This window comes from Kaistia terrae (genome assembly GCF_026344005.1).
GTDB classification, from domain to species: domain Bacteria; phylum Pseudomonadota; class Alphaproteobacteria; order Rhizobiales; family Kaistiaceae; genus Kaistia; species Kaistia terrae.
On the sequence record NZ_JAPKNH010000003.1, the window covers coordinates 242919 to 263477 of the forward strand.

The 20559-nt window shown below is 64.3% G+C and carries 17 protein-coding genes; 6 read left to right on the forward strand and 11 right to left on the reverse strand.

The annotated features are described in order from the left end of the window. Positions 1-98: 98 nt before the first annotated feature. Positions 99-3326 carry a GH36-type glycosyl hydrolase domain-containing protein gene (locus OSH12_RS10880; protein WP_266343896.1) on the forward strand — a complete coding sequence of 1076 codons (3228 nt, stop codon included), beginning with the start codon at positions 99-101 and terminating at the stop codon, positions 3324-3326. Positions 3327-3501: 175 nt separating this feature from the next. On the opposite strand, the gene OSH12_RS10885 is transcribed toward OSH12_RS10880, so the two are convergent. From OSH12_RS10885 to OSH12_RS10895, 3 genes are read right to left on the reverse strand one after another with little or no spacing between them, the layout of a single operon-like run. Beyond that, on the reverse strand, positions 3502-4038 hold the full coding sequence (locus tag OSH12_RS10885) for an AAA family ATPase (protein ID WP_266343565.1): 537 nt from the start codon (positions 4036-4038) through the stop codon (positions 3502-3504). Positions 4039-4042: 4 nt separating this feature from the next. Then, positions 4043-4984 (reverse strand): ROK family protein, encoded by a 942-nt coding sequence (locus OSH12_RS10890; RefSeq protein WP_266343566.1) that lies wholly within the window; start codon positions 4982-4984, stop codon positions 4043-4045. A gap of 27 nt (positions 4985-5011) precedes the next feature. Next, positions 5012-5926 carry a tagatose-bisphosphate aldolase gene (locus OSH12_RS10895; RefSeq protein ID WP_266343567.1) on the reverse strand — a complete coding sequence of 305 codons (915 nt, stop codon included), beginning with the start codon at positions 5924-5926 and terminating at the stop codon, positions 5012-5014. Between the two features lie 294 nt (positions 5927-6220). On the opposite strand from OSH12_RS10895, the gene OSH12_RS10900 reads away from it, so the two are divergent. Further along, positions 6221-7120, forward strand: a complete 900-nt coding sequence (locus tag OSH12_RS10900; RefSeq protein WP_266343568.1) for a sugar-binding transcriptional regulator — start codon at positions 6221-6223, stop codon at positions 7118-7120. A 69-nt stretch (positions 7121-7189) separates the two neighbouring features. Here the strand turns inward: OSH12_RS10900 and OSH12_RS10905 are convergent, their stop codons facing one another. The 4 genes from OSH12_RS10905 to OSH12_RS10920 all read right to left on the reverse strand — a co-directional run bounded on the left by OSH12_RS10905 (position 7190) and on the right by OSH12_RS10920 (position 11383). Then, complete coding sequence (locus tag OSH12_RS10905; protein WP_266343569.1) at positions 7190-7954, reverse strand: ATP-binding cassette domain-containing protein; 765 nt, start codon at positions 7952-7954, stop codon at positions 7190-7192. A gap of 2 nt (positions 7955-7956) precedes the next feature. Continuing rightward, positions 7957-8991, reverse strand: a complete 1035-nt coding sequence (locus OSH12_RS10910) for an ABC transporter permease subunit (RefSeq protein ID WP_266343570.1) — start codon at positions 8989-8991, stop codon at positions 7957-7959. Between the two features lie 70 nt (positions 8992-9061). Then, on the reverse strand, positions 9062-10045 hold the full coding sequence (locus tag OSH12_RS10915; protein ID WP_266343571.1) for an ABC transporter substrate-binding protein: 984 nt from the start codon (positions 10043-10045) through the stop codon (positions 9062-9064). A gap of 606 nt (positions 10046-10651) precedes the next feature. Further along, complete coding sequence (locus tag OSH12_RS10920) at positions 10652-11383, reverse strand: SDR family oxidoreductase (protein ID WP_266343572.1); 732 nt, start codon at positions 11381-11383, stop codon at positions 10652-10654. A gap of 345 nt (positions 11384-11728) precedes the next feature. Between OSH12_RS10920 and OSH12_RS10925 the strand changes: the two genes are divergently transcribed. The 4 genes from OSH12_RS10925 (at position 11729) to OSH12_RS10940 (ending at position 15839) form a co-directional block, all read left to right on the forward strand. Then, positions 11729-12760 carry a LacI family DNA-binding transcriptional regulator gene (locus tag OSH12_RS10925; protein ID WP_266343573.1) on the forward strand — a complete coding sequence of 344 codons (1032 nt, stop codon included), beginning with the start codon at positions 11729-11731 and terminating at the stop codon, positions 12758-12760. A 213-nt stretch (positions 12761-12973) separates the two neighbouring features. Then, entirely contained in the window at positions 12974-13609 is a 636-nt protein-coding gene (locus OSH12_RS10930; protein ID WP_266343574.1) for a MarC family protein, read from the forward strand. 12 nt (positions 13610-13621) lie between these two features. Next, positions 13622-14773, forward strand: a complete 1152-nt coding sequence (locus OSH12_RS10935; protein ID WP_266343575.1) for an HlyD family secretion protein — start codon at positions 13622-13624, stop codon at positions 14771-14773. Continuing rightward, on the forward strand, positions 14763-15839 hold the full coding sequence (locus OSH12_RS10940) for a DUF2955 domain-containing protein (RefSeq protein ID WP_266343576.1): 1077 nt from the start codon (positions 14763-14765) through the stop codon (positions 15837-15839). Before OSH12_RS10935 ends, OSH12_RS10940 begins: the two co-directional genes overlap by 11 nt. 27 nt (positions 15840-15866) lie before the next feature. On the opposite strand, the gene OSH12_RS10945 is transcribed toward OSH12_RS10940, so the two are convergent. The 4 genes from OSH12_RS10945 to OSH12_RS10960 form a co-directional block, all read right to left on the reverse strand. Next, a complete protein-coding gene (locus tag OSH12_RS10945) occupies positions 15867-16802 on the reverse strand; it encodes a GGDEF domain-containing protein (protein ID WP_266343577.1) in 936 nt (311 codons plus the stop codon). A gap of 176 nt (positions 16803-16978) precedes the next feature. Further along, positions 16979-18469 carry a sugar ABC transporter ATP-binding protein gene (locus tag OSH12_RS10950; protein ID WP_266343578.1) on the reverse strand — a complete coding sequence of 497 codons (1491 nt, stop codon included), beginning with the start codon at positions 18467-18469 and terminating at the stop codon, positions 16979-16981. Between the two features lie 76 nt (positions 18470-18545). After that, positions 18546-19550 carry a substrate-binding domain-containing protein gene (locus OSH12_RS10955; RefSeq protein WP_266343579.1) on the reverse strand — a complete coding sequence of 335 codons (1005 nt, stop codon included), beginning with the start codon at positions 19548-19550 and terminating at the stop codon, positions 18546-18548. Between the two features lie 52 nt (positions 19551-19602). Then, entirely contained in the window at positions 19603-20556 is a 954-nt protein-coding gene (locus OSH12_RS10960) for an ABC transporter permease (RefSeq protein ID WP_266343580.1), read from the reverse strand. Positions 20557-20559: the final 3 nt, after the last annotated feature.

Sequence of the window (20559 nt, forward strand, 5' to 3'; positions counted from 1 at the left end):
CACCATGATGGCCACAGAAAGCAGCGCCCTCGGCATGGCCGACACGCGTGGCTATGATGGTCGCGCCGACACGATCGGCGACTCAGGGCGAGGCGATGATGTCGGATACAACCAGCCGCGAATTCCTGACGCCGCGCGACGGCGCGCTCGGCCTCAAGACAATCACCAACCCATCCGGGCTCTCGATCTCGGCCCTGCCGAACGGCGCCCTATTCGCCATCAGCCATCGCGACGGCGGCGGCTCGCAGGTCATGATCAATCAGGTTCTTGGCTCTCCGATCGAGGGCGGCATCGGGCGCATCTGGCTGCGCATCGGCGGCAAGGACGCGCATATCGTTCAATTGGTCGGGCCGCGTGCCAGGGTCGAGTTTGCAACGGACGAAGCGCAGTTCTGTTGGCAGGGTGAAACCCGCGGCATCGCGCATACGGTGACGCTCCAGCTCGATCCGGCCGCCACCCGCTGGTTCTGGCAGATCGAAATCACCAACAATGGCGATACCGCCATTCCCTGCGACGTTCTGCTGGCGCAGGATCTCGGCCTTGGCGGGCGCGGATTCCTGATGGGCAGCGAAGCCTATGCCTCGCAATATATCGATCACCGCGCCGCGCAGCATTCTACGTTCGGGCCCGTTGTCCTGAGCCGTCAGAACCTGTCGCAGGGCGGACGATTCCCTTGGCATGCGCTGGGTTGCATCAACGGGGCGGCAGGGTTCGCAACCGACGCTATCCAGCTATTTGGACCGGACTTCCGCGCCCGGGACGAGATCGAGCTGGCATTTGGCACAGATTTGCCGAGCATCGTCTGGCAGCACGAACTGGCCTGCCCCACCCTTCAATCGAAGGCTAAGACGCTGGCGCCCGGCGCCACCACGAGCTGGACCTTCTTCAGCCAGTTCGTTGCCGACCACCCGGAAGCCTCCAGTGATTCCGACCTCGCCCGCCTCGACGACATAGCCGAGGCGGCCGGAAACTTTCCCGCAAACACGCTCAAGACGGCTCCCGTCGCCCGGAGCCTTCTTCAGGACGCGTTGCCCCTCGCAGTCCTGCCGTTGGACGATGAGCAGTTGAAAAGGCTCTACCCGACGCGAGAGCTGGAAGAGCACGACAAGGACGCGCTGCTTTCCTTCTTCGTGCCCGACGGCACCTTGAACCGCCACGTGGTGCTGGCCGAGAAGGAAGCGTTGGTCGCCCGTCGCCATGGCGCGATCGTGCGCAGCGGCCAAAGCATGATGCCGGACGAGGCGACGCTGGCCGCCACCTGCTGGATGCATGGCGTGTTCGCGGCCCAACTGACCATCGGCAACACCTCGTTCCACAAGCTGTTCTCGGTCTCGCGCGATCCCTACAACATCACGCGTGCCAGCGGATTGCGCATCCTGATCGACGCCGGCGAAGGCTGGCGCCTGCTCTCCGTTCCGTCCGTCTTCGAGATCGGACTCAGCGACTGCCGCTGGATCTACCGGCTCGCCGACCGCACAGTCACGGTCAGCGCCATCGCCTCTGGGGCGGAGGCCACCATGCAATGGCGGGTCACGGTCGAGGGACCGGCGGCACGCTTCCTTGTTCTCGGTCATATCGTGCTCGGCGAGCGCGAATATGAGCAGAGCGGCCGGATCACCATCGACGCGCAGGCCAAGCGCTTCACCTTCCAGCCCGGCACGGACTGGCTCTGGGGCCAGAATTTTCCCGATGCCGCCTATCACCTCGTTACCAGCACGCCGGAAGCCGTCGAGGCGATCGGCGGCGACGAATTGCTCTATGAGGACGGCGTGGCGCGCGGCGGCGGTTACATCGCACTGCGTACCGGAGAGACATCGCAACTCGCCTTCGCCGTCGTCGGCTCGATGAACGACGCGGCCGAGGCGCAAAAGCTCGCCGACCGTTACGCCGCCGGCATGGCCGAGGCGCCGCTGCTGGAACCCGCTGCCCGCTACTGGCGGCATGTGACGGGCGATCTGCGCGTGGGCGGCGAAGACGAAGCGCTGACGGCCGAGCAAGCGATCCTGCCCTGGCTGGCGCATGACGCCATGATCCACCTGACCGTCCCGCATGGTCTGGAGCAATATACAGGCGCTGCCTGGGGCACGCGCGATGTCTGCCAGGGGCCGCTCGAATTCATGCTGGCGCTCCGCCATGACGAGACGGCGCGAGCAATCCTGACGACACTGTTTGCCGAGCAATACCGGACCCGGGGCGACTGGCCGCAATGGTTCATGCTGCCGCCCTATTCCAACATCCGGGCCGGTGAGGCGCATGGCGACATCGTCGTCTGGCCGCTCAAGGCGCTCTGCGACTATCTCGAGGCGACGGGCGATTTCGCCTTCCTCGATGTGCCGCTTCCCTGGCGGCGGGATGACAATCTGAAGCCGACAGAGGAAACCGGCACGATCCGCGAGCATGTCGAACTGCTGCTGGCGACCGTCAGAGAGCGCTTCATCCCGGGGACACATCTCATCCGCTATGGCGAAGGCGACTGGAACGACTCGCTTCAGCCTGCCGATCCGCATCTTCGCGACTGGATGGTGTCGAGTTGGACAGTCGCCCTGCTCTACGAGCAGATCCAGCGCTATGCCGCGATCCTTGCGCGAGTTGGCGATATAGCGGAGGCGACGGCATTGTCGTCCTTGGCCGAGGCGATGCGCGGCGACGTCAACCGCTCCCTGATCCGCGACGGTGTCATCGCCGGCTATGGCCTGTTCGATCCCGGCCACTATCAGGTCGAGCTGCTCCTGCATCCCAGCGACCGCCGCACCGGACTTTCCTATTCGCTGATCCCGATGACCCAAGCCGTTCTGGGGGGCCTCTTCACGCAGGAGCAGACGCAAACGCATTTGGCGCTGATCCGCGAGCATCTGCTGGATCCGGATGGCGCGCGACTGATGGATAAGCCGGTGGCCTATCGGGGCGGCGTCGAGACGCTGTTCCGCCGCGCCGAATCCGCCGCGTTTTTCGGTCGAGAGATCGGCCTCATGTATGTGCATGCGCATCTGCGCTATTGCGAAGCCCTGGCCGTCAGCGGCGATGCGGCGGGGGCGCGGGAAGCGCTTTCGCTCGTCAATCCAATCGCTGTCACCGACGTTTTGGCGCAAGCATCGCTACGCCAGCGCAATACCTATTTCAGCTCGAGCGACGCGGCTTTTCATGACCGCTACCACGCGAGCGCCGAATGGGATCGGGTCCGCAACGGCGACATCGCCGTTGACGGCGGCTGGCGAATTTATTCAAGTGGACCAGGTCTTTACACGCAGATCTTCGTTCGCCGGATCCTGGGAATGCGACGGGATTTCGGCATCGAAGTTGAGCGAAACGACACCTCGACGGCATGATGGCTGGCGGACCATTCGCCACCCTCTCGCCGTCATCCCGGACGCAGCGAAGCGCAGATCGGGGATCCATGCAGCCGGGATGACGGGAGTTTCGCACGGCAGGGACTTGGGCTGAATGGATCCGGGGTCAAGCCCGGGATGACGGCGAGGGTGTGGCAGTAGCGGAGCCCAGGCATCAGTCCTGCCTGAGCGCCGGCTTCAGCCACGCAAGGATCGCCTCGATATCCGTCGCCTGCGTCGTGTCGACATCGAAGCGCGGGCCGCGATCGACCGGCGCCGCACGTCTGGCGAGTTCGATCAGCTCCGGGATAAAGGCCGCGCCCGGATGGCCGGCGTGGCGCTGGTCGAGGCGGTCGCCATAGCGTTTGGCAAGCACCTCCCCCGGCGCATGGCACCAGATCTCAGCGGTTGCCCCCACGCCGGCGCGTTCGATATGCGCTTCCAGCACTTCGCGCGGCTGGAAGCCGAACCAGGCATCGATGATGAAGGTGGTGTCATCCGGCGCGTCGCGGATGATCGACCAGATCGCGTGATAGCTCGCCCGACCAAGCGCCCGGTTGAACTCGCGATCGCCGACGCCGAGCTGGTCGAAGAAGGGCTCCTTGACCGTATCGAGCGTCAGGATGATCCAGCCCATGCGCTGCGATACGGCGCGGGCAATGGTGCTCTTTCCCGTAGCGGGAATGCCATTGACGAGGACGGCTCGTTTCATGAAATCAGGCAGGCCTTTCGAGCACGGTGAGTTTCGTCGCGACGAGGGCCGAAGGTGGCAGCAAGGGCTCGCGGTGCTCGATCAGGGCGCAGAAAGCGGCGCCGATGACGCCGGCGTCGTCGCCAAGTGCCGCCGGCAACACAGGATACTGATACCAGGGAGCCAATGCCGGCACTTTTTGCAACGCCTTGAACGCAGCCTTGCCCAGCCCGCCGCCCAACAGGACGAGATCGGGATCGAAGGCGGCCGATGCGCTGTCGATTGCCGCCCGAAGAGGACCGGCCCATGCGTCCAGCACCCGCCGGGCCGCAGCATTACCCTTCGCCGCCCGGCGAAGGATATCGTCGACCGAGGTATCCGCGGGAAGGCTGGCCTCCTGGATGTGCCGCGCCAAGGCTGTGCCCGAGCTGGTCGTCTCGACGCAGCCGCGACGGCCGCAGACGCAGGCAGCGCCCTGGACGTCAACGGTGATGTGACCGAGCTGCCCGGCCGTTCCGCGACCGCGCAGGATCTGGCCTTCCTGGACGATGGCGCCGCCGATGCCGGTGCCAATCGTGAACATCACGACGTTTTCCCGGCCCCTGCCCGCGCCGGCCGCGATCTCCGCGACGAGCGCCATGTTGCAATCATTGTCGATGATGACCGGCTTGCCCGTCGCAACCTCGACCCGCTCGGCCAGCGCCGCGCCGGCGAGGTTGAGATAGCCGCCGGAAAGCACCGTGCGGCGACGGGCATCGACCCGCCCCGGCACGCCGATGCCGATCGCCGTGACATCCACATTATCGAGCTGGCGGACCAACTCGATAATGCGGCCGATTGCGTTGTTCGCGTCGCGGTCAATCCGCTCCGACACCCGCTCCAGGATCTCGCCCGCGCCGGATACGCGGGCGGCCCGCAGGTTGGTGCCGCCGATATCGATGCCGATAGCTAGTGACGTGTCAGGCATGTTCCACCCGGTCGCCGTATGAAGGGTTTAGGCCGCCTTGCGGGCGTGGGCCGAATAGCGCACCAGCACTTCCTGGATCTGGCGCAGGCGCGGCACGGCAATCGTCGTCAGCCGCTCCCGCTGGATGTCGCGATCGAGATGGATGCAATCCTTCCAGAGAGCCCGACCGGCGATAACGCCCGAGGCGCCGTTCTGCATGGCGATCTCGACCTGGCCGATGAAGGTCTCATGATCGACACCGGCCGACAGAACCGCCCACGGCACCTCGCCGGCCATCGCCGTGATCTTGGCGCAGGATTGAGCCGTGCCGGGATAAGGGATCTTCAGCACCTTGGAGCCGAGTTCCAGCGAGATCCGCGTACCTTCCTCGATCAGCCAGGGCGTCTTCGCCTTGTAGTCTTCCTTGCTCTCGCCTTCGAGCTGGTAGGTCAGGAACTCGACCACGAGCAGCAGGTCTTCGCGGGAGAAATCCTCGATCGACTGGCGCAGGATCTCGATATTGGCAGTATTCGCCTCCGGCTTGTCGGCGCGAAGATAGACCATGATCTTGCCGCCGGTGCCGCCAAGCTCGCGGACGCGGCGGGCGTTGATGCCCGGCACCAGCTTGGACAGGCGATAGCCTTCCGGCGACACGTCCCAGCCCGAGGCATCGAGACCGATCAGAAGCGCGGTATCGCGCGCCAGCGAGCCATTCTCGATCACATGCGGCACAGCGCAGAGCGGGTCGAGCAGGACGCAGGAGGCTTCGTTGGCCAGAAAGCGGGTGATGTCCGACTTGGTTTCGCCCAGCATGTCGTTGCTGATCTTCGCCTGCTCTTCCGGATCGGAAGCGAGGATGGTGCGCATGCCGCCGCGCTGGTCGCAGGCGATCACCATCATGGCGCCATCGCGCCCGCAGATCTGCTGGTAGCCACGGAATTCCGATGTCGACATTCGGGTCATGCTGCACGGTCCGATTTTTAGCACCGGCCTGGCCGGGCGTTGGCGAAGTTCTTCAAGCCACCGAACCGGTCCATTCTACCGCAACTGCCGGCGAATTCCCGATCGTTCGTCGATATCCGTCGCTTTTATGGACCGCCCCTGCCGGAATGGCTTATGCACGGAAGGCTGGCGGTTCGAGCACGCGGCGTCTCTGCGGTGGCTCCCTCAAGCTGATGCGTGTATGTGTATCATCTTTCAGAAAGGAATTTCAAGCTGTCCTCTTCGTCATCCCAGGACACCGCTGCGACCCGCACGATGCTGCACACCGTCGCCAAGCTGCACTACGAGGCCGACCTCTCGCAGGTCGAGATCGCGCGTCGGCTGAACGTCTCGGCGGCAACGATTTCCCGGCTGCTGCGACGGGCCCGCGAGGAAGGAATCGTGCGGATCGAGATTCCCGATATCGCGTCCCCGGAAGAGCTGAACCTCCGGCTGGTAGAAGCGCTCGGGCTGAAGCAGGCCGCCGTGGTCGATGCTCCGGAAGCGGGCGTCATGGCGGCCCTCGCCGGCCCTGTCGGCACGCTGTTGCGCGACGCGGGCCTCAGGCAGAATTCGGTGCTGGCGATCGGCTGGGGCCGCGCCGTGCGCGAGGTAATCCAGGCGGGCCTGCCGAGCCTGCCCGGTGTGATAACGGTTCCCGCGACGGGCGGCATGCAGCAATCGGCCCCCCATTTCCAGATCAACGAATTCGTCCGCCTCGCGGCCGAGCAAATGTCGGGCACCCCGCATTTCATCCATGCGCCCTACTTGCCGTCACCGGAGTCGCGCGATGCATTCCTGAGCGATCCGATCATTCGCGAGAATGTCGCGCTCTGGGGAAGGCTCGATGCGGCGCTGGTCGGCATCGGCCTGACGCACGCCGTCGATCCGGCGCAGGGCGTCTCCTCGGCAACGCCGAACGAACTGGCGCTGGCGCATGCAGCGGGCGACGTGGTCCGGCACTATTTCGACGTTTCGGGAAATCCCGTCCCCTGGGACGGCGAAGACCGCCTGATCGCCGTTTCGCCGGAACAGTTGCGCGCAACCCCGCTGGTCATCGGCGTCGCTGTTTCGGCGAACAAGGTGCCGGCGATCCTCGGCGCGATCCGGGCCGGCCTCGTCAATGCGCTGGTTACCGATGTGCGCACGGCGCAGGCTGTGCTGGACAGCCTCTGACGCCTGTCCGACCGCCAAAATGAAAATGGCGGCCGCACGGATGCGGCCGCCGGGTTCTGCGGGCCGGCGTCAGCCGCCGACCATCAGCTTGACGATCTCGTCCGGGTTGGTCTCGGAGATCTTCCGCTCGCCGGCCAGCATGCCGCGCCGAAGCACGACGATGCGGTCGGCAACCGCGAAGATGTCCTGAAGATTGTGCGAGATGAAGATGATCGCACGACCCTGCGCCTTGAGGTTCTGGATCAGCGAAACGACCTTGCGCTGCTCCGGCACGCCGAGCGCCGCCGTCGGCTCGTCCATGATCAGCACGCGGGCGTTCCAGTAGATCGCCCGGCCGATCGCCACCGCCTGGCGCTGGCCGCCCGAGAAGCGGCCGACAGGGGCGTCGAGCCGGTTCACATGGAAGTCCAGCCGCGCCATCGTCTCCTTGGCTGCCTTCGCCATTGCCGGACGATCGAGAACCGGCAGGAAGCCGAATGCGCGCCGCATCGGCTCGCGGCCGAGGAAGATGTTGGCGCCGATGGTCAGATTGTCGGCGAGCGCCAGGTCCTGGTAGATCGTCTCGATGCCATGGGCGCGGGCGGCTTCCGGCGTGGCAAAGCGAACCGCCTCGCCGGCGAACCGGATCTCGCCACCATCGGCGCCATGCACGCCGGAGATGGTCTTGATCAGGGTCGACTTGCCGGCGCCATTGTCGCCGGCAAGGGCGACCACTTCGCCCGGATAGAGCGCCATCGAGACTTCCTTGAGGGCCTCGACGCCGCCGAAACGCTTGGAGACCGAACGAACGTCGAGGATCGGTTCCTGCGATTGTGTCTGGGATTGCACGGACATGACTAGCGATCCCCACCGAGCTTGCGCTGCGTCTGGTCGACGAGCACCGAGATGATGATGACGACGCCGACGGCGACGAACTGCCAGAACGGTTCGACATTGATGAAGACAAGGCCGTACTGGATCACCGCGATAACCAGAGCGCCGGCGACCGTGCCGAGGATGGTGCCGGAGCCGCCGAACAGGCTGGCGCCGCCAATGACGACCGCCGCGATCGAGTCGAGCAGCAGCGGCTCGCCGGCCTGCGCCGCGCCCGCCGTAAATCGCGCCGCGTAGAGCACGCCGCCCAGGCCCGCGCAGAGGGCGGAGAGCAGATAGAGCTTGCGGATATGGCGCGGCACGTTGATGCCGGAGCGGATCGCCGCCTGTTCATTGGCGCCGATGGCATAGGTGTGCTGGCCAAAACGGGTCTGCGACAGCAGGTAGTGCATCAGCAGCACGAACAGGATCGTGATGATCACGACGACCGGGAAGCCGAAGACGCGGCCATTGCCGAGCGAGGCGAACCAGCTGTTGGCGACCGGCACCGTGGTGCCGCCGGCGAGCAGGAAGGCGACGCCGCGCGCCACGCCGAACATGCCGAGCGTTCCGATGAAGGGCGGAACCTTCAGCTTCGAGATCAGCACGCCATTGACGAAGCCGGGTCCGAGCGCGACCACGAGGCCGGCGGTGATGCCGACCAGCATGGCGGCGAAGGGCGGCAGCGACTGGCCGGCCAGGTTCGTCGCATGCGCCGCAATGACGGCGGCGAGGCCCATGATGAAGCCGATCGAAAGATCGATGCCACCTGAAATGATGACGAAGGTCGAGCCGAGCGCCAGGAGCAGGGGAGCCACGGCAAAGATCGCGATCGACTGCGCGTTATAGCTCGAGAACAGAAAGGTCTGGCCATAGCTGATCCGAGACCAGGTTTCGAAGAAGACCAGAAGAATGGCGAGGAAAAGCCAGGCGCGCAGCGCAGCGATCCGGAGGATCAGCTGGCGTGACCGGGACTTGGTGGGGTCCGCGCGCGATTCCGTAGACGTTTGGGCGGACATGCGCCACTCCGTACAGGTATCGAAGAGAGAGGAAGCGCCGCCGGACCGCTGGCCCGGCGGCGCCGGCGGCTCAATCCTTGTAGATGAACTGCGCGATCTCAGGCTTGTCGACGTTGTCCTTGTCCATCACGGTGAAGCCGGTGCCGATGGCGACCGGGATCGACTGGCCCGTGAGATGGGCGAAGGCGGAGACCAGGCCGTAATAGCCGATCTCGGCCGGGTGCTGAGCGATGGCGATATCGATCAGGCCGGTCTTGATGTTGTCGACGATCGTGGGCGGTGCGTCGAAGGCGACGACCTTGACCTTGCCGGACTGGCCCGCCTGCTGGACGCCGTTCGCTGCGCCGATGGCCGAGAACAGGTTCGCACCGAAGATGCCGGCGAGATCCGGGTTACGGGCGAACACGGCCTGCAACTGCGAAGCGGCCTTGTTGGAGTCGTTGTCGTTGAACTGGGTCTCGAGAACCTCGATGTTCGGGAAGTTCTTCAGCTCGTCCTTGAAGCCTTCTTCACGCTGGTCGGTCGTCGAGACGCCCGGCTTCACGTTCGAGACGTAAACCTTGCCCTTTTCGCCGATCGACTTGGCGAGCGCGCGGGCAGCGATACGGCCGCCGAGCACGTTGTCGGAAGCGATATAGGAGAGCGGGAAGTCGGCATCGCCGGCGCCCGTCTGGTAGTTGCCGGTACCGATGAAGGTATCGACGGTGATGACCGGAATGCCGGCGGCATGCGCCTTCTTGAGCGGCTCGACCAGTTGGACCTTGTCGGTCGGGGCGATCAGGATCGCGTCCGGCTTGCGGGCGATGATGGCGTCAAGCACCGGAACCTGCAGGACCGGATTGAATTCAGGCGCGCCCTGGAAGACCAGATCGACACCGAGCGCCTTGGCGGCGGCTTCAGCGCCCTTGCGCATGGTGATGTAGAAGCCGTCCGTCGTGATGCCCGGGATCAGGGCGACGGTGAACTTCTTGTCCTGGGCCTGGGCCGCGATCGAGCTGGTCAGGACGGTTGCCCCGACCGCCAGAGCTGCGAGCGCTGTAACGATTTTTTTCATGGCGTTCCCTCATGTTTGCTTTGGATGTGTTGCCTGGCAACGGTGTTCACCCGCCGAAGCCCTTCTACGGAGCTATTCGAACGGATGTTCTTGGCTTGAACCGGCGCAGTTATACTGCCCGTCGCGGCCTAGATCGGACACTGGCACGCCGCGGGCGCGCCCAAGTCGAATGCAAGATATTTTGGGAAAACGGCAAGAAACACTGACGCCGCACGGACGTATCGCCAGACAATATTTCACCGATCGCGCCCACAATGCGAGCAACGTCGAATCTCATCCAACGAATCCGGTTGATGACCCTGCCGGGCCAACCCCTCCCATTTCTTTTTGTTGATCGAAGCCTAGATGCCAGCTTCGGCAACGTCAATCCGATATTTTACGCAAGCTAAGTTTGCTTGAATGCCGTTAGGGCAAACTCAAGAAGAAGCCCGCGTTTTGGCGTTTTCGCATCGCCTCGACGTCCTCTTCCGCGAAGTACCTATCGCCCTCGGCGCGTTGCCAGAGGCAATCGTCGACATCGCGTAGGGGCGCACCCTTGCGCCATGCACGCAATGGATCTCGGGAATGACGACGCGCCGCCCGGGCCCTAAAGGTCAGCGAGAGGGCTCAGATGTCTTGGTTTTGCGGCAGGATCACCAGATCACGGATGGTGACATTGGCCGGCCGCGTCAGCATGAACAGTACAGCGTCGGCAATGTCTTCCGAGAGCAGCCCCTCGCGGGCGGCCGCCTTGGCAGCGATAACGGCCGGGTCCGAATAGCCCCAGAGCTCGTTCAGCACAACGCCCGGCGCCACTGCGCCGACCCGTACGCCATGCGGCGCAACCTGGCGGCGGACGCCGTGCACGAAGGCCTGAACGGCATGCTTCGTGGCGCTGTAGACCGGCTCCCACGGGATCGCCTGATGACCGGCGACCGAGCTGGTGACGATGATCTCGCCGGCGCGGCGCTCGATCATACCCGGCAGGACAGCCCGCACGGCGCGGAACACGGCATTGACGTTGACGCCGATGACCTCGTCGAAATCGTCCGGGTCGCCATCGACCAGATCGCCCGTCAGATAGAGGCCGGCATTGGCGAGAAGGATGTCGATCTGGCCGAAGCGGGCGATTGTTTCGGCGATCGTGCGCTCGACTTCGGCGGGCTTGGTCAAGTCGGCAGCGATGACGAGCGCGTCGGCATCGGGAAATTCGTTGCGCACGGCCTGCAGCCGCTCCGCCGAACGACCGACCATCGCGAGACGCACGCCCTGCCCCGCCAACATGCGCGCCATGGCGCGACCGATGCCCGAACTCGCGCCGGTTACCAGCGCGACTTTGCCCTTCAGATCACGGCTCATGCAGACCCTCCCCGGTTGTCACACGACGACGTCACCCGCCAGACTGCAAATTCTGGCCGGCCGACGATGCATCGTTGAAATATTGTCTGGCTGATGGTCCGCAGGCGAAGATCGGCACCTTGCCGCCTCGCCCGTCCTCCCGGCCCGTCCAGCCCGTCTCCTATACGAAGGCTAACATTCATTCCAACTACGTCAACTTGGAAATTTGCACGCGTAAAACACTGTGTTAGCCTGCCAAGGCGCACCCTTTCTGCCGGACCTCTTGAGCGGGCGGCTATGTCAGGAGGTCTACCTTCGACCTGTCCATCTACCGAAACTTGGCGCCATGGGTTCGAGAAAGCACGAATGACGGATCGCACGATCAAGAACATGGCGGAGTTCTCGGCGCTGAGCGGCATATCCCGGCCGACAGTCTCGAAGTATTTCAACGACCCGGACAGCGTTCGCAAATCAACCCGAGCTCAGATCGAGCGGGCGCTGGCGAAATACGAGTATCGACCCAACCTCTTTGCCGTGAACCTGAACAAGAAGCGCCCGAAGATCATCGGCGTGATCGTGCCCGACACCGCCGACACGTTCTTTTCCGAACTGGTGCGGCGGATCGAGATGCAGTGCGTCGAGCGCGGCTATCTGGCGATTGTCCTCTCATCCCGGGGCGACGCCCAGCTCGAGGGCCGCTCGATCGAGACCCTGCTGTCGCTGAATATCGCCGGCGCCATCGTCGCGCCTCTGGGAGTTCACTCCGACATGCAGCTGATGCGCAGCCTGCGGGCGCGCATCCCGATGGTTTTCCTCGATTCGAGCCTTGACGACGACACCCCCTTCGTCGGCACCGACAATTTCCAGAGCGTGCCCCTGATCACGGAATATCTCTGTCGCAGCGGCGAACCGCCGACCTATTTCGACATGCCGGCCGTCAACCACAACGGCCCAGAGCGCAAGCTCGCCTATGTGACAACGATGGAACGACTGGGGCTGAAGCCGGAGGTCATCGCGGTCACACCGCAGAACGACTGGCGCTTTGAAGACATCGCCTTCGAGGAAACGCGCCGCGTCCTGCGGGGATCGGGCTTCCCGACCCGGACGATCCTTTGCGCCAATGACCGCTGCGCCGTGGGCGTGATGGCGGCGGTGTACCAGCATGGCCTGCGCATCGGCCGCGAGCCCGGCTGCGACATCCGCATCGCCGGACATGATGACCAGCCGCACAGCCGCTATGGCTGTCCGCCCCTGACCACGGTGGCGCAGGATTTCGAACTGTTGGCCCAATCTTCGGTCGCCATCCTGCTCGATCGTGTCGAGCGCGAGGACGGTGACGATCGAGCCCCCGAACAGGTGCGCCTGGAAGGCAAACTGGTCATGCGCGCCTCAGCCTGAACCCGAGCCGGACGCGCGTTTCGAGGGCCAAAGTCGGCCCGCCCCGCACGTCGGATACGGCGCCCCTGTTGGCTGTTCAGGGTGTGGCAGCGCACCCGCCCCTTCCAGCCTCGCATGCAAAGAATATCGTCTAGAAACAGGCTATTCCAACACCGCGATTTCAACTACTCATGACGACGACACTTGCCGATACCGCATAGTAAGGTGCTGTTCATGAGCCCGGATTTCGGACTGGCCGACGTACTCCTCATTTTGTTCATCACCATTGGCCCCCTCAAGGCGGCCGTTGTCTACGCGAAGCTGACCGGACAGGCCGACCGGGAATTCCAGCGCGCAGTGGCGTTCAAGACGGTCCTGGTATCGACCATCGTCACGCTGGTCTTCGTATTCTTCGGGCAGAACCTGCTGGGTATCTTCCATGTGTCGCTGCCCGCCCTGAAGATCGCGGGCGGGCTTATCCTGCTGCTGTTCGCGCTCGACATGGTGATCGGCGAGCACAAGGACGCGGCCACCGATGGCCCTCCTTCGCTCGACATCGCCATCTATCCACTCGCTATGCCCCTGATGGCGACGCCACAGGGTCTGGTGGCAATCACCACAATTGTCGCCGAAACGGAGACCTTCGGGCAGAAGCTGATCATTGCGGCGATGGTCCTGGCAATCATGGCGGTCAATCTTGCGATCCTCCTCTCTGCCGGCAAGCTGATGCGAGGCGGCGCGTCCGGTGTGATGGTTGTGGTCTCCAAGGTCGTTGGCATCCTGCTGGCAGCGCTCGCCATCCAGCTCATGATCTCGTCCTTCAAGGATCTCGGATTGATCTCGGCGGCGGTCGGCACGGCGGCCCACTAGCGGAGACACGTCATGGCTTCCGAGGAATCCAGCCAGCCGGCCGTTGAAGTCGCTTCGACCTCACCGATCGAGCCGGCTCCGCCGCCGCATGCCCCGGCTGCACAACCGCAAAATCCATTGCGGCGGATCGCGCTCATCGTCGTTGGAATCACGGTTGCCCTGTTCCTGCTCGGCATCGTCATGGAACGCCTCGTCCCCTATACGGCCGAGGCCGTGATTCAGGCCTATGTCGTACGGATCGCGCCCGAGGTGACGGGAAAGGTCATCGAGATCGGGGTCTCCGACAACGCGACGGTCCGGGCCGGTGACCTTCTGTTTCGCGTTGATCCCAAGCCCTATGAGATCGCTGTTGCCGAAGCGGAGGCACGGCTTGCTCGCGTCGGCCAGCAGCTCGGCGCCTCGACCTCGGCCGTCGATTCGGCGCAGGCGCAACTGGTCGAAGCGCAGGCCAACCGCGCCAATGAGCGCGAACAAACCCAGCGCGCGCTCGAACTGGTGAAGCGCGGCGTCTATCCGAAGGCAAGGCAGGATGACGCGCAGGCGAAGCTGAACATTGCCGAGGCAAATGTCGTCCGGGCGCAGGCGGATCTCGACAAGGCCAAGGCCGAACTCGGCCCCGCCGGCGAAGACAATCCTCAATTGCGCGAAGCGCTGGCTGCGCTCGAAACCGCCCGGCTCAACCTGTTACGCACAACGGTCAATGCGCCCTCGGACGGCGTCGTCACCAGCCTGCAGCTCGCCATCGGGCAGTTCGTTGGGACGGGCAGTCAGGCGATGACCTTCATCGACGCCAGCACGATCTGGATCGTCGCCAACATCAAGGAGAACAGCCTCGAGCATCTCACGGTCGGGGACCGGGCCGAGGTGACGCTCGATACGCGCCCGGGCCGTATCTATCCGGCGCAGGTCGAGAGCATCGGCTGGGGCGTATCGCAGGGCGGGATAGATCCGGCGACCGGTCTGCCGACCATTCGAAGCGAGAGCGGCTGGGTGCGCGAACCGCAGCGCTTTCCGATCCGGCTGACCTTTGCCGGCGACGTGCCCAAGGGGATTCGTTACGGCTCGCAGGTCAATGTGACCATCTATACGGATGAAAATCCGATCGTGAATGCGATCGGTGCCTTCTGGATCCGTCTCGTCTCCGTGCTGAGCTATGCCAGCTGACGCCGTCCTGAACCCGGCATCCGCCCCGCTCGGCTCGGGAATAGAGCAACAGCGAGTACGCAATTTCGGATTGCGTCTCGCCTTCGCCGTCTCCGTGGGCTTCACCGGCGCGGTCGCGGCCGGGGCCATCCTGCCTTTCCTCGTGCCGATGCTGGCGCTGCAATTCCTGGCGACAAGCCCACGCCCCATGAGCCTGGCGCAGATCATCGGCATGGCGCTGATGACTTTGGTCGTCGGGCAGGCCTTCGTGCTGTTGGTTGGCGTCTTCGGCGACCGACCTTTGGTGCTGCTGGCGCTTACCGGTCTCGCCTGCTTTCTATGCTTCGCGGCTCAGGCCACAGCACGTGGCGGACCGGCAATCAGCCTCATCCTTATCATCCTCGTCATGACGCTGGTCCTCGGTATGGCCCAGGTCGATCTCGGCGCCTCGATTGTCCTCGTGCTGGTCAATTCGATGCTGGCGGGGGTCATCCTGTCATGGATGGCCCATGCCCTGTTTCCGGATCCCGGCGGAACGCTGTCGGAAACTCTGAAGCCCCACCGCCTGCGCCGGCCGCTGCACCGGGCGGCGGCAAACGCATTTATCCTACTGGCGGTGCTGACGCTCTGTTTTACCAACAGCAATTTCAGTACGGCCATCGTTTTGCCGCTGACAGTGGTCTCTCTGCTATCGCAGGCCGACATTGCCACCAACACCAAGGCAATCGGCGGCCTGCTCGTCGTCAATCTGTTCGGCGGCATCGTTGCGTCTTTCGCCTTCACGCTCGTCTCCGCGCAACCGACGCTGGCCTTCCTGTTCACGCTGCTGCTTTCGGTCGGGCTGATCTTCGGCGGACGCGCCAGCGACCCGCGCCGCGGCAAGGTCTATGCCGGAGCGCTGATGATCTTCATGATCATCTTCGGCCTCGGCGTCTCCCCAATCCCGACGACCGCGCCGGAATCCTTTGCGACTCGAATCTGGATGCTGATTATCGCGATCACCATCACCTCGTGCGGCGTCGGTCTGCTCTGGCGCGTCGAGGAGCCTAGCCGTGGCGAGCTATCGAACGAATTGCCGTTGCAATGAGCCCGTGAACCGCTCTGGTCGCGGAGATCAATTCGCCTGGTTCGCCATGCCGACGGGATCTGCGAAAATCTGCACCTGATTGCGCCCGGAAACCTTGGCGCGATACAGCGCCTCGTCGGCGCGGCGATAGAAATCGCTCAGCGGCTCACCAGCCCGGCTCGCCGTGATCCCCGCCGAAAAAGTGTAAGAAAAATCAGCATGCAGCCCGAGCGGTCGGGACAGACGGACCACGGCGAGCATCCGCTCCAGGATGAGGCTGGCATGTTCCAGCGAGGTGTCCGGGAACGTCAACGCGAACTCCTCGCCCCCCATGCGGCCGAAGGAATCGGAGCGGCGCAACTGCCCCTGGATCAGATGGGCAAAATCCTGCAGAACCACATCGCCCATCTGATGGCCAAAGCGGTCGTTTACGAGCTTGAAATTGTCGATGTCGATGACAGCGAGACAGCCCAGGCGCCCAATCGTCCGGTGATCGGCAAGGATGTGCTCGATCCGGGCCGTCAGGAAACGGCGGTTGGCTACGCCGGTGAGATCATCCGTGTAGGAAGCCTTGATGGCCAGGTCGCGGTCCTGCCGGACCGTCCGCTCGTCAGCGCGAATGTGGCTGATATCGCTGGCAATGCATAGCATCCAGCCATCGACATCGACCGCCTCGGTCATCCAGAGCCACCGCCCGTCATGCAGATCTGTCTCGAACGCGCGGAACCCGGTCTTGCCACGCCGCGACAGGGTCGAGGTCAGCCAGGCATCGAGATCCGGGACCCGCAACACCGTTCCACGAGCGAGGCCGTGGTTGCGGCGCATGATCTCAGCCCAGGACGGCGATTCATCCGGCCCGACAAAGTAAGCCGCTCGAAAGGCGTGGTTGGCATAACGGACACGATCGAATCCATCATAGACCGCGACCAGGACTTCCGAAGCATCATAGAGCTGCGCGATCCTCGATCTGACGATATCGTCCAAACCAGCGCCTCCACCGCCTCATGTCACCCGGGCCGAACTCGTCAACGGAGCTCGGAATGCGTGAATATATCGCGCACAAGTAGCGTAAGTGACAGCGGTCTTCCAGCTTCGTTTGGAACGACAATAGACCCGATGCCAGCGCCTCGGGAAAGCTATCGCTCTCGGGTGCCTTCGCGTCAAGCCTGCGCAAAGGCGGCAGTCAGAACATCGTTTTCGGTCAGTCCCTGGTTGGGAGCGAGCAGCGTCTGCCGACCGCGCGAGAGCACCATCACGGTCGAGGCGAGGGCCAACACTTCCGGCAGTTCGGAAGAAACGAAAATGACGCTCATGCCCTTTTTCGCCAGATCCTGGATCTGCTTGTAGATGTCGGCCTTGGTGCGGACGTCAACGCCATGCGTGGGCTCGTCGAGGAACAGGATTTCCGGCTCGGAGGCGAGGCAGCGGGCGAAGATCACCTTCTGCTGGTTGCCACCCGACAGGCGACGGATCGGCTGCTCCGGACCTTCGCTGACGATGCCGAGCGCATCGCGGAACCGGGCAAAGAGGGATTTTTCCACGCCGAGGTCGAGAATACCGCCGCTCTTCTGGCGCTTGGCGACCGCGACGTTTTCGGCCAGCGACAGGCTGGGCAGGATGCCATTGGTCTTGCGGCCTTCGGGCAGCAGAGCTAGGCCGCTCTGCCAGGCCTCGGTCGAGTTCGTCGGCACGATGCCGTCCGGCCGAACGATCGTCCCGGCGGCAAGCGGCCGGATACCGCAAAGGAGTTCCAGCAACTCCGTGCGGCCGGCGCCGACAAGCCCGAAGATCCCGAGGATCTCGCCCTCGCGCAGCGCAAAGGAGACCGGCCCGACGCGGCCCTTGTCAGCGATAGCCTCGGCCTTCAGCCGGATCGGCGCATCGGCGGCGATAGCGGGCTTATCGAGCGCATCGAAGGTGAAAGCGCGGCCCGTCATGTCGGCGATGATGCCGGCGCGAGTCGTCTCGGCCACAGGGCGATCGCCGACAACCCGGCCATCGCGCAACACGACGACGCGGTCCGAGATCGCGAACACCTCGTCGAAGCGATGGCTGATGAAGATGATGGCGACGCCATGAGCGCGCAGGTCGCGCACGATGGCGAACAGCGCCTCGGCCTCGTGCGGTGTCAGCGAGGCGGTCGGCTCGTCGAGGATCAGCAGGCGGGCATTGCGGGCCAGCGCCTTGGCGATCTCGACGATCTGCTGCTCGGCGGTCGACAGCGAGCCGGCCTCGACGCGAGGATCGATATGCGCCGCACCGACCCGCGCCAGCAGTTCGCGCGCCTTGGCGGCCAGTGCCTTGCGATCGATGATGCCGGATTTGCCGGTCATGTAGTCGCCGATGAACAGGTTCTCCATCACCGAAAGCGAGGAGATCAGCGACAGTTCCTGATGGATATGGATGATGCCGGCGTCGAGCGCCGAGCGGGTATCGCGGAATACGGTCTCGGCGCCACTCCAGACGATCGTGCCGCCATCACGCGGCAAGGCGCCCGACAGGATGTTGACGAAGGTCGACTTGCCGGCGCCGTTCTCACCCAGCAGCGCAACCACCTGGCCGGCAGAGATGTCGAAATCGACCCCATGCAGGACGCGGTTCTGGTCAAACGATTTGGCGATGCCACGGGCGGAGAGAAGGCAGTCGGTCATTGGGCTCTCAAAATCAGGAACAAGGCCCTCCCCCGCTTACGGGAGAGGGTGTTGTAAGGGTCTCTCGGCGACGAACTTAGGTCTTGGCGCCCTTGCCGAGCGCCACCGGGGCGTCGACGGCGATATCGGCGGGATAGGTCGCGCCGAAGGCGATCATGTTGTGCAGCATGACGATGCTGTCGAAGGCCTGGCGCGCCGGCGCCTGGTCGATCAGAGCCAGGATCTCGCCGCCGTCCTTGTACTGCTGCTTCTCCGGCAGGTCGTCATAACCGACGACGCCGACCTTGCCCGTCGCCTTGGAGTCGCGGACCGCCTTGGCAGCAGCCTCCGAACCACCGGCCGTAACATAGATAATCGACAGGTCGGGGTTGGAGGTCATGATATCGGTCGCCTGCGAGTAGGCGGTGGCATCGTCGTCCTTGCACTCGAACGGGCCGACAATGGTGATGTCGGGGTAGCTCTTCTTGAGCAGGTCAAGCGCACCGTTCATGCGGGCGTCGTGCTGGGCAGCACCGAGATAACCAGTGATGACGGCGATCTTGCCCTTGCCACCGGTCTGCTTGGCGATGAACTCGCCCGCCTTGGCGCCAGCGTCGTAGGCCAGCATGCCGATCGAGACGTTACGATTCGACTTTTCGGCGGAGTCAGCGATGAAGGAAACGAACGGCACGCCCTCGGCGACCACTTCGTTCACCTTGGCGACGGTGCCGTCGAAGATCGGCACGGCTGCGATGCCGTCATACTGCTTGGTCAGCGCACCATCGATGCCGGCGACCATCACCTCGGCCGTCAGGCCGGTGCCGAGCTGGATGTAGTCGACGGTGGTGTTGAGCGGCTTCAGATATTCGGCGGCGGCGGCGATGCCCTTGTCGGCGGCTTCCCAGAACGACGAGCCCTGGAACGAGAGCACGGCGAGGCGGAGCGGCTTCGGGGCGGCGCCCTGGGCGGCAACGGCGCCGCCGACTGCCTTGGCGCCTTCCGACAACGCAACCTCTTGGGCGAGTGCCAGGCCCGGCATCAGCGGCAGAGCAAGGCCGGCGGCCGAAAGCATCAGGAAGCGGCGGCGATCGAATGTAGTCATGGTTTCCTCCAGAGTTGAAAGTCTTGAACGAGTGGCGGCGACGTTGCGCCGCTCAGTCCTCTTCGCTGCGCCGGTTCAGGCTGTCCGCGCCGACGGCGAGGATGACGACGAGACCGATGGTGATGGTCTGCCAGTAGCCCGAGACGTTGAGCAGGACGAACGCGTTGCGCAGCAGGCCGATCAGCGCCGCGCCGATGACGACGCCACCGATCGAGCCACGCCCGCCGGAGAGCGCGACACCGCCAAGAATGACCGCGGCGATGACGTCGAGTTCGTAGCCGAGGCCGAGATTGGGATTGGCGTTGGTCAGCATGCCGCCAAGCAGCAGGCCGCCGAGACCGGCGAGGCTACCCGAGACGGTGAAGACAAGGATGCGGGTACGCGCCACGTCGATGCCGGCGAGACGCGCGGCGCGGGCATTGTCGCCGACCGCATAGACGTTGCGGCCCCAGCGCGTCCGGGTCGCGAACAGCCAGACGATGATCGTCAGCGCCACGAGCAGGATGAACTGGACGGGTAGCCCGCCTATCTTGCCGTAACCTAGGAAAGCCGCCCAATTGTCGAAGCGCTGCGGATTGCCGTTGGTGATCAGCAACGCCGCGCCGCGCGCGATCGACAGCGTGCCGAGCGTCGTGATGAACGGATTGATCCTGAGCTTGGTGATCAGCACGCCATTGGCGAAGCCGATCGCCATGCCGATGCCGATGGCGCCGGCTATGCCCAGCGACGGCATGCCGGTCGTCGCCGAGACGATCGCGCCGGTGACAGCCGAAAGTCCGATGACCGAGCCGACAGACAGATCGATGCCGCCGGCGATGATCACCAGCGCCTGGCCGAGCGCGACGATGCCGACGACCGAGATCTGGCGCGCGACGTTGGAGAGGTTGCGCCCCGTCAGGAAGAACTCGCTGGCGAAGGTCAGGCCGAGGAAGACGAGGACGAGCATCGCGAGAACGGTCGCCTCGCGGCGCGTCCGCACGAAGCGGACGACATTGGCAGCAGTCATGAA

Coding starts and splice junctions, on each gene's coding strand:
- OSH12_RS10940 (WP_266343576.1), top strand. CDS start 14,763: ATGCCAGCTGACGCCGTCCTGAACCCGGCATCCGCCCCGCTCGGCTCG.
- OSH12_RS10890 (WP_266343566.1), bottom strand. CDS start 4,984: ATGCCTGACACGTCACTAGCTATCGGCATCGATATCGGCGGCACCAAC.
- OSH12_RS10920 (WP_266343572.1), bottom strand. CDS start 11,383: ATGAGCCGTGATCTGAAGGGCAAAGTCGCGCTGGTAACCGGCGCGAGT.
- OSH12_RS10910 (WP_266343570.1), bottom strand. CDS start 8,991: ATGTCCGCCCAAACGTCTACGGAATCGCGCGCGGACCCCACCAAGTCC.
- OSH12_RS10880 (WP_266343896.1), top strand. CDS start 99: ATGTCGGATACAACCAGCCGCGAATTCCTGACGCCGCGCGACGGCGCG.
- OSH12_RS10960 (WP_266343580.1), bottom strand. CDS start 20,556: ATGACTGCTGCCAATGTCGTCCGCTTCGTGCGGACGCGCCGCGAGGCG.
- OSH12_RS10915 (WP_266343571.1), bottom strand. CDS start 10,045: ATGAAAAAAATCGTTACAGCGCTCGCAGCTCTGGCGGTCGGGGCAACC.
- OSH12_RS10950 (WP_266343578.1), bottom strand. CDS start 18,469: ATGACCGACTGCCTTCTCTCCGCCCGTGGCATCGCCAAATCGTTTGAC.
- OSH12_RS10955 (WP_266343579.1), bottom strand. CDS start 19,550: ATGACTACATTCGATCGCCGCCGCTTCCTGATGCTTTCGGCCGCCGGC.
- OSH12_RS10885 (WP_266343565.1), bottom strand. CDS start 4,038: ATGAAACGAGCCGTCCTCGTCAATGGCATTCCCGCTACGGGAAAGAGC.
- OSH12_RS10900 (WP_266343568.1), top strand. CDS start 6,221: ATGCTGCACACCGTCGCCAAGCTGCACTACGAGGCCGACCTCTCGCAG.
- OSH12_RS10935 (WP_266343575.1), top strand. CDS start 13,622: ATGGCTTCCGAGGAATCCAGCCAGCCGGCCGTTGAAGTCGCTTCGACC.
- OSH12_RS10905 (WP_266343569.1), bottom strand. CDS start 7,954: ATGTCCGTGCAATCCCAGACACAATCGCAGGAACCGATCCTCGACGTT.
- OSH12_RS10930 (WP_266343574.1), top strand. CDS start 12,974: ATGAGCCCGGATTTCGGACTGGCCGACGTACTCCTCATTTTGTTCATC.
- OSH12_RS10925 (WP_266343573.1), top strand. CDS start 11,729: ATGACGGATCGCACGATCAAGAACATGGCGGAGTTCTCGGCGCTGAGC.
- OSH12_RS10895 (WP_266343567.1), bottom strand. CDS start 5,926: ATGACCCGAATGTCGACATCGGAATTCCGTGGCTACCAGCAGATCTGC.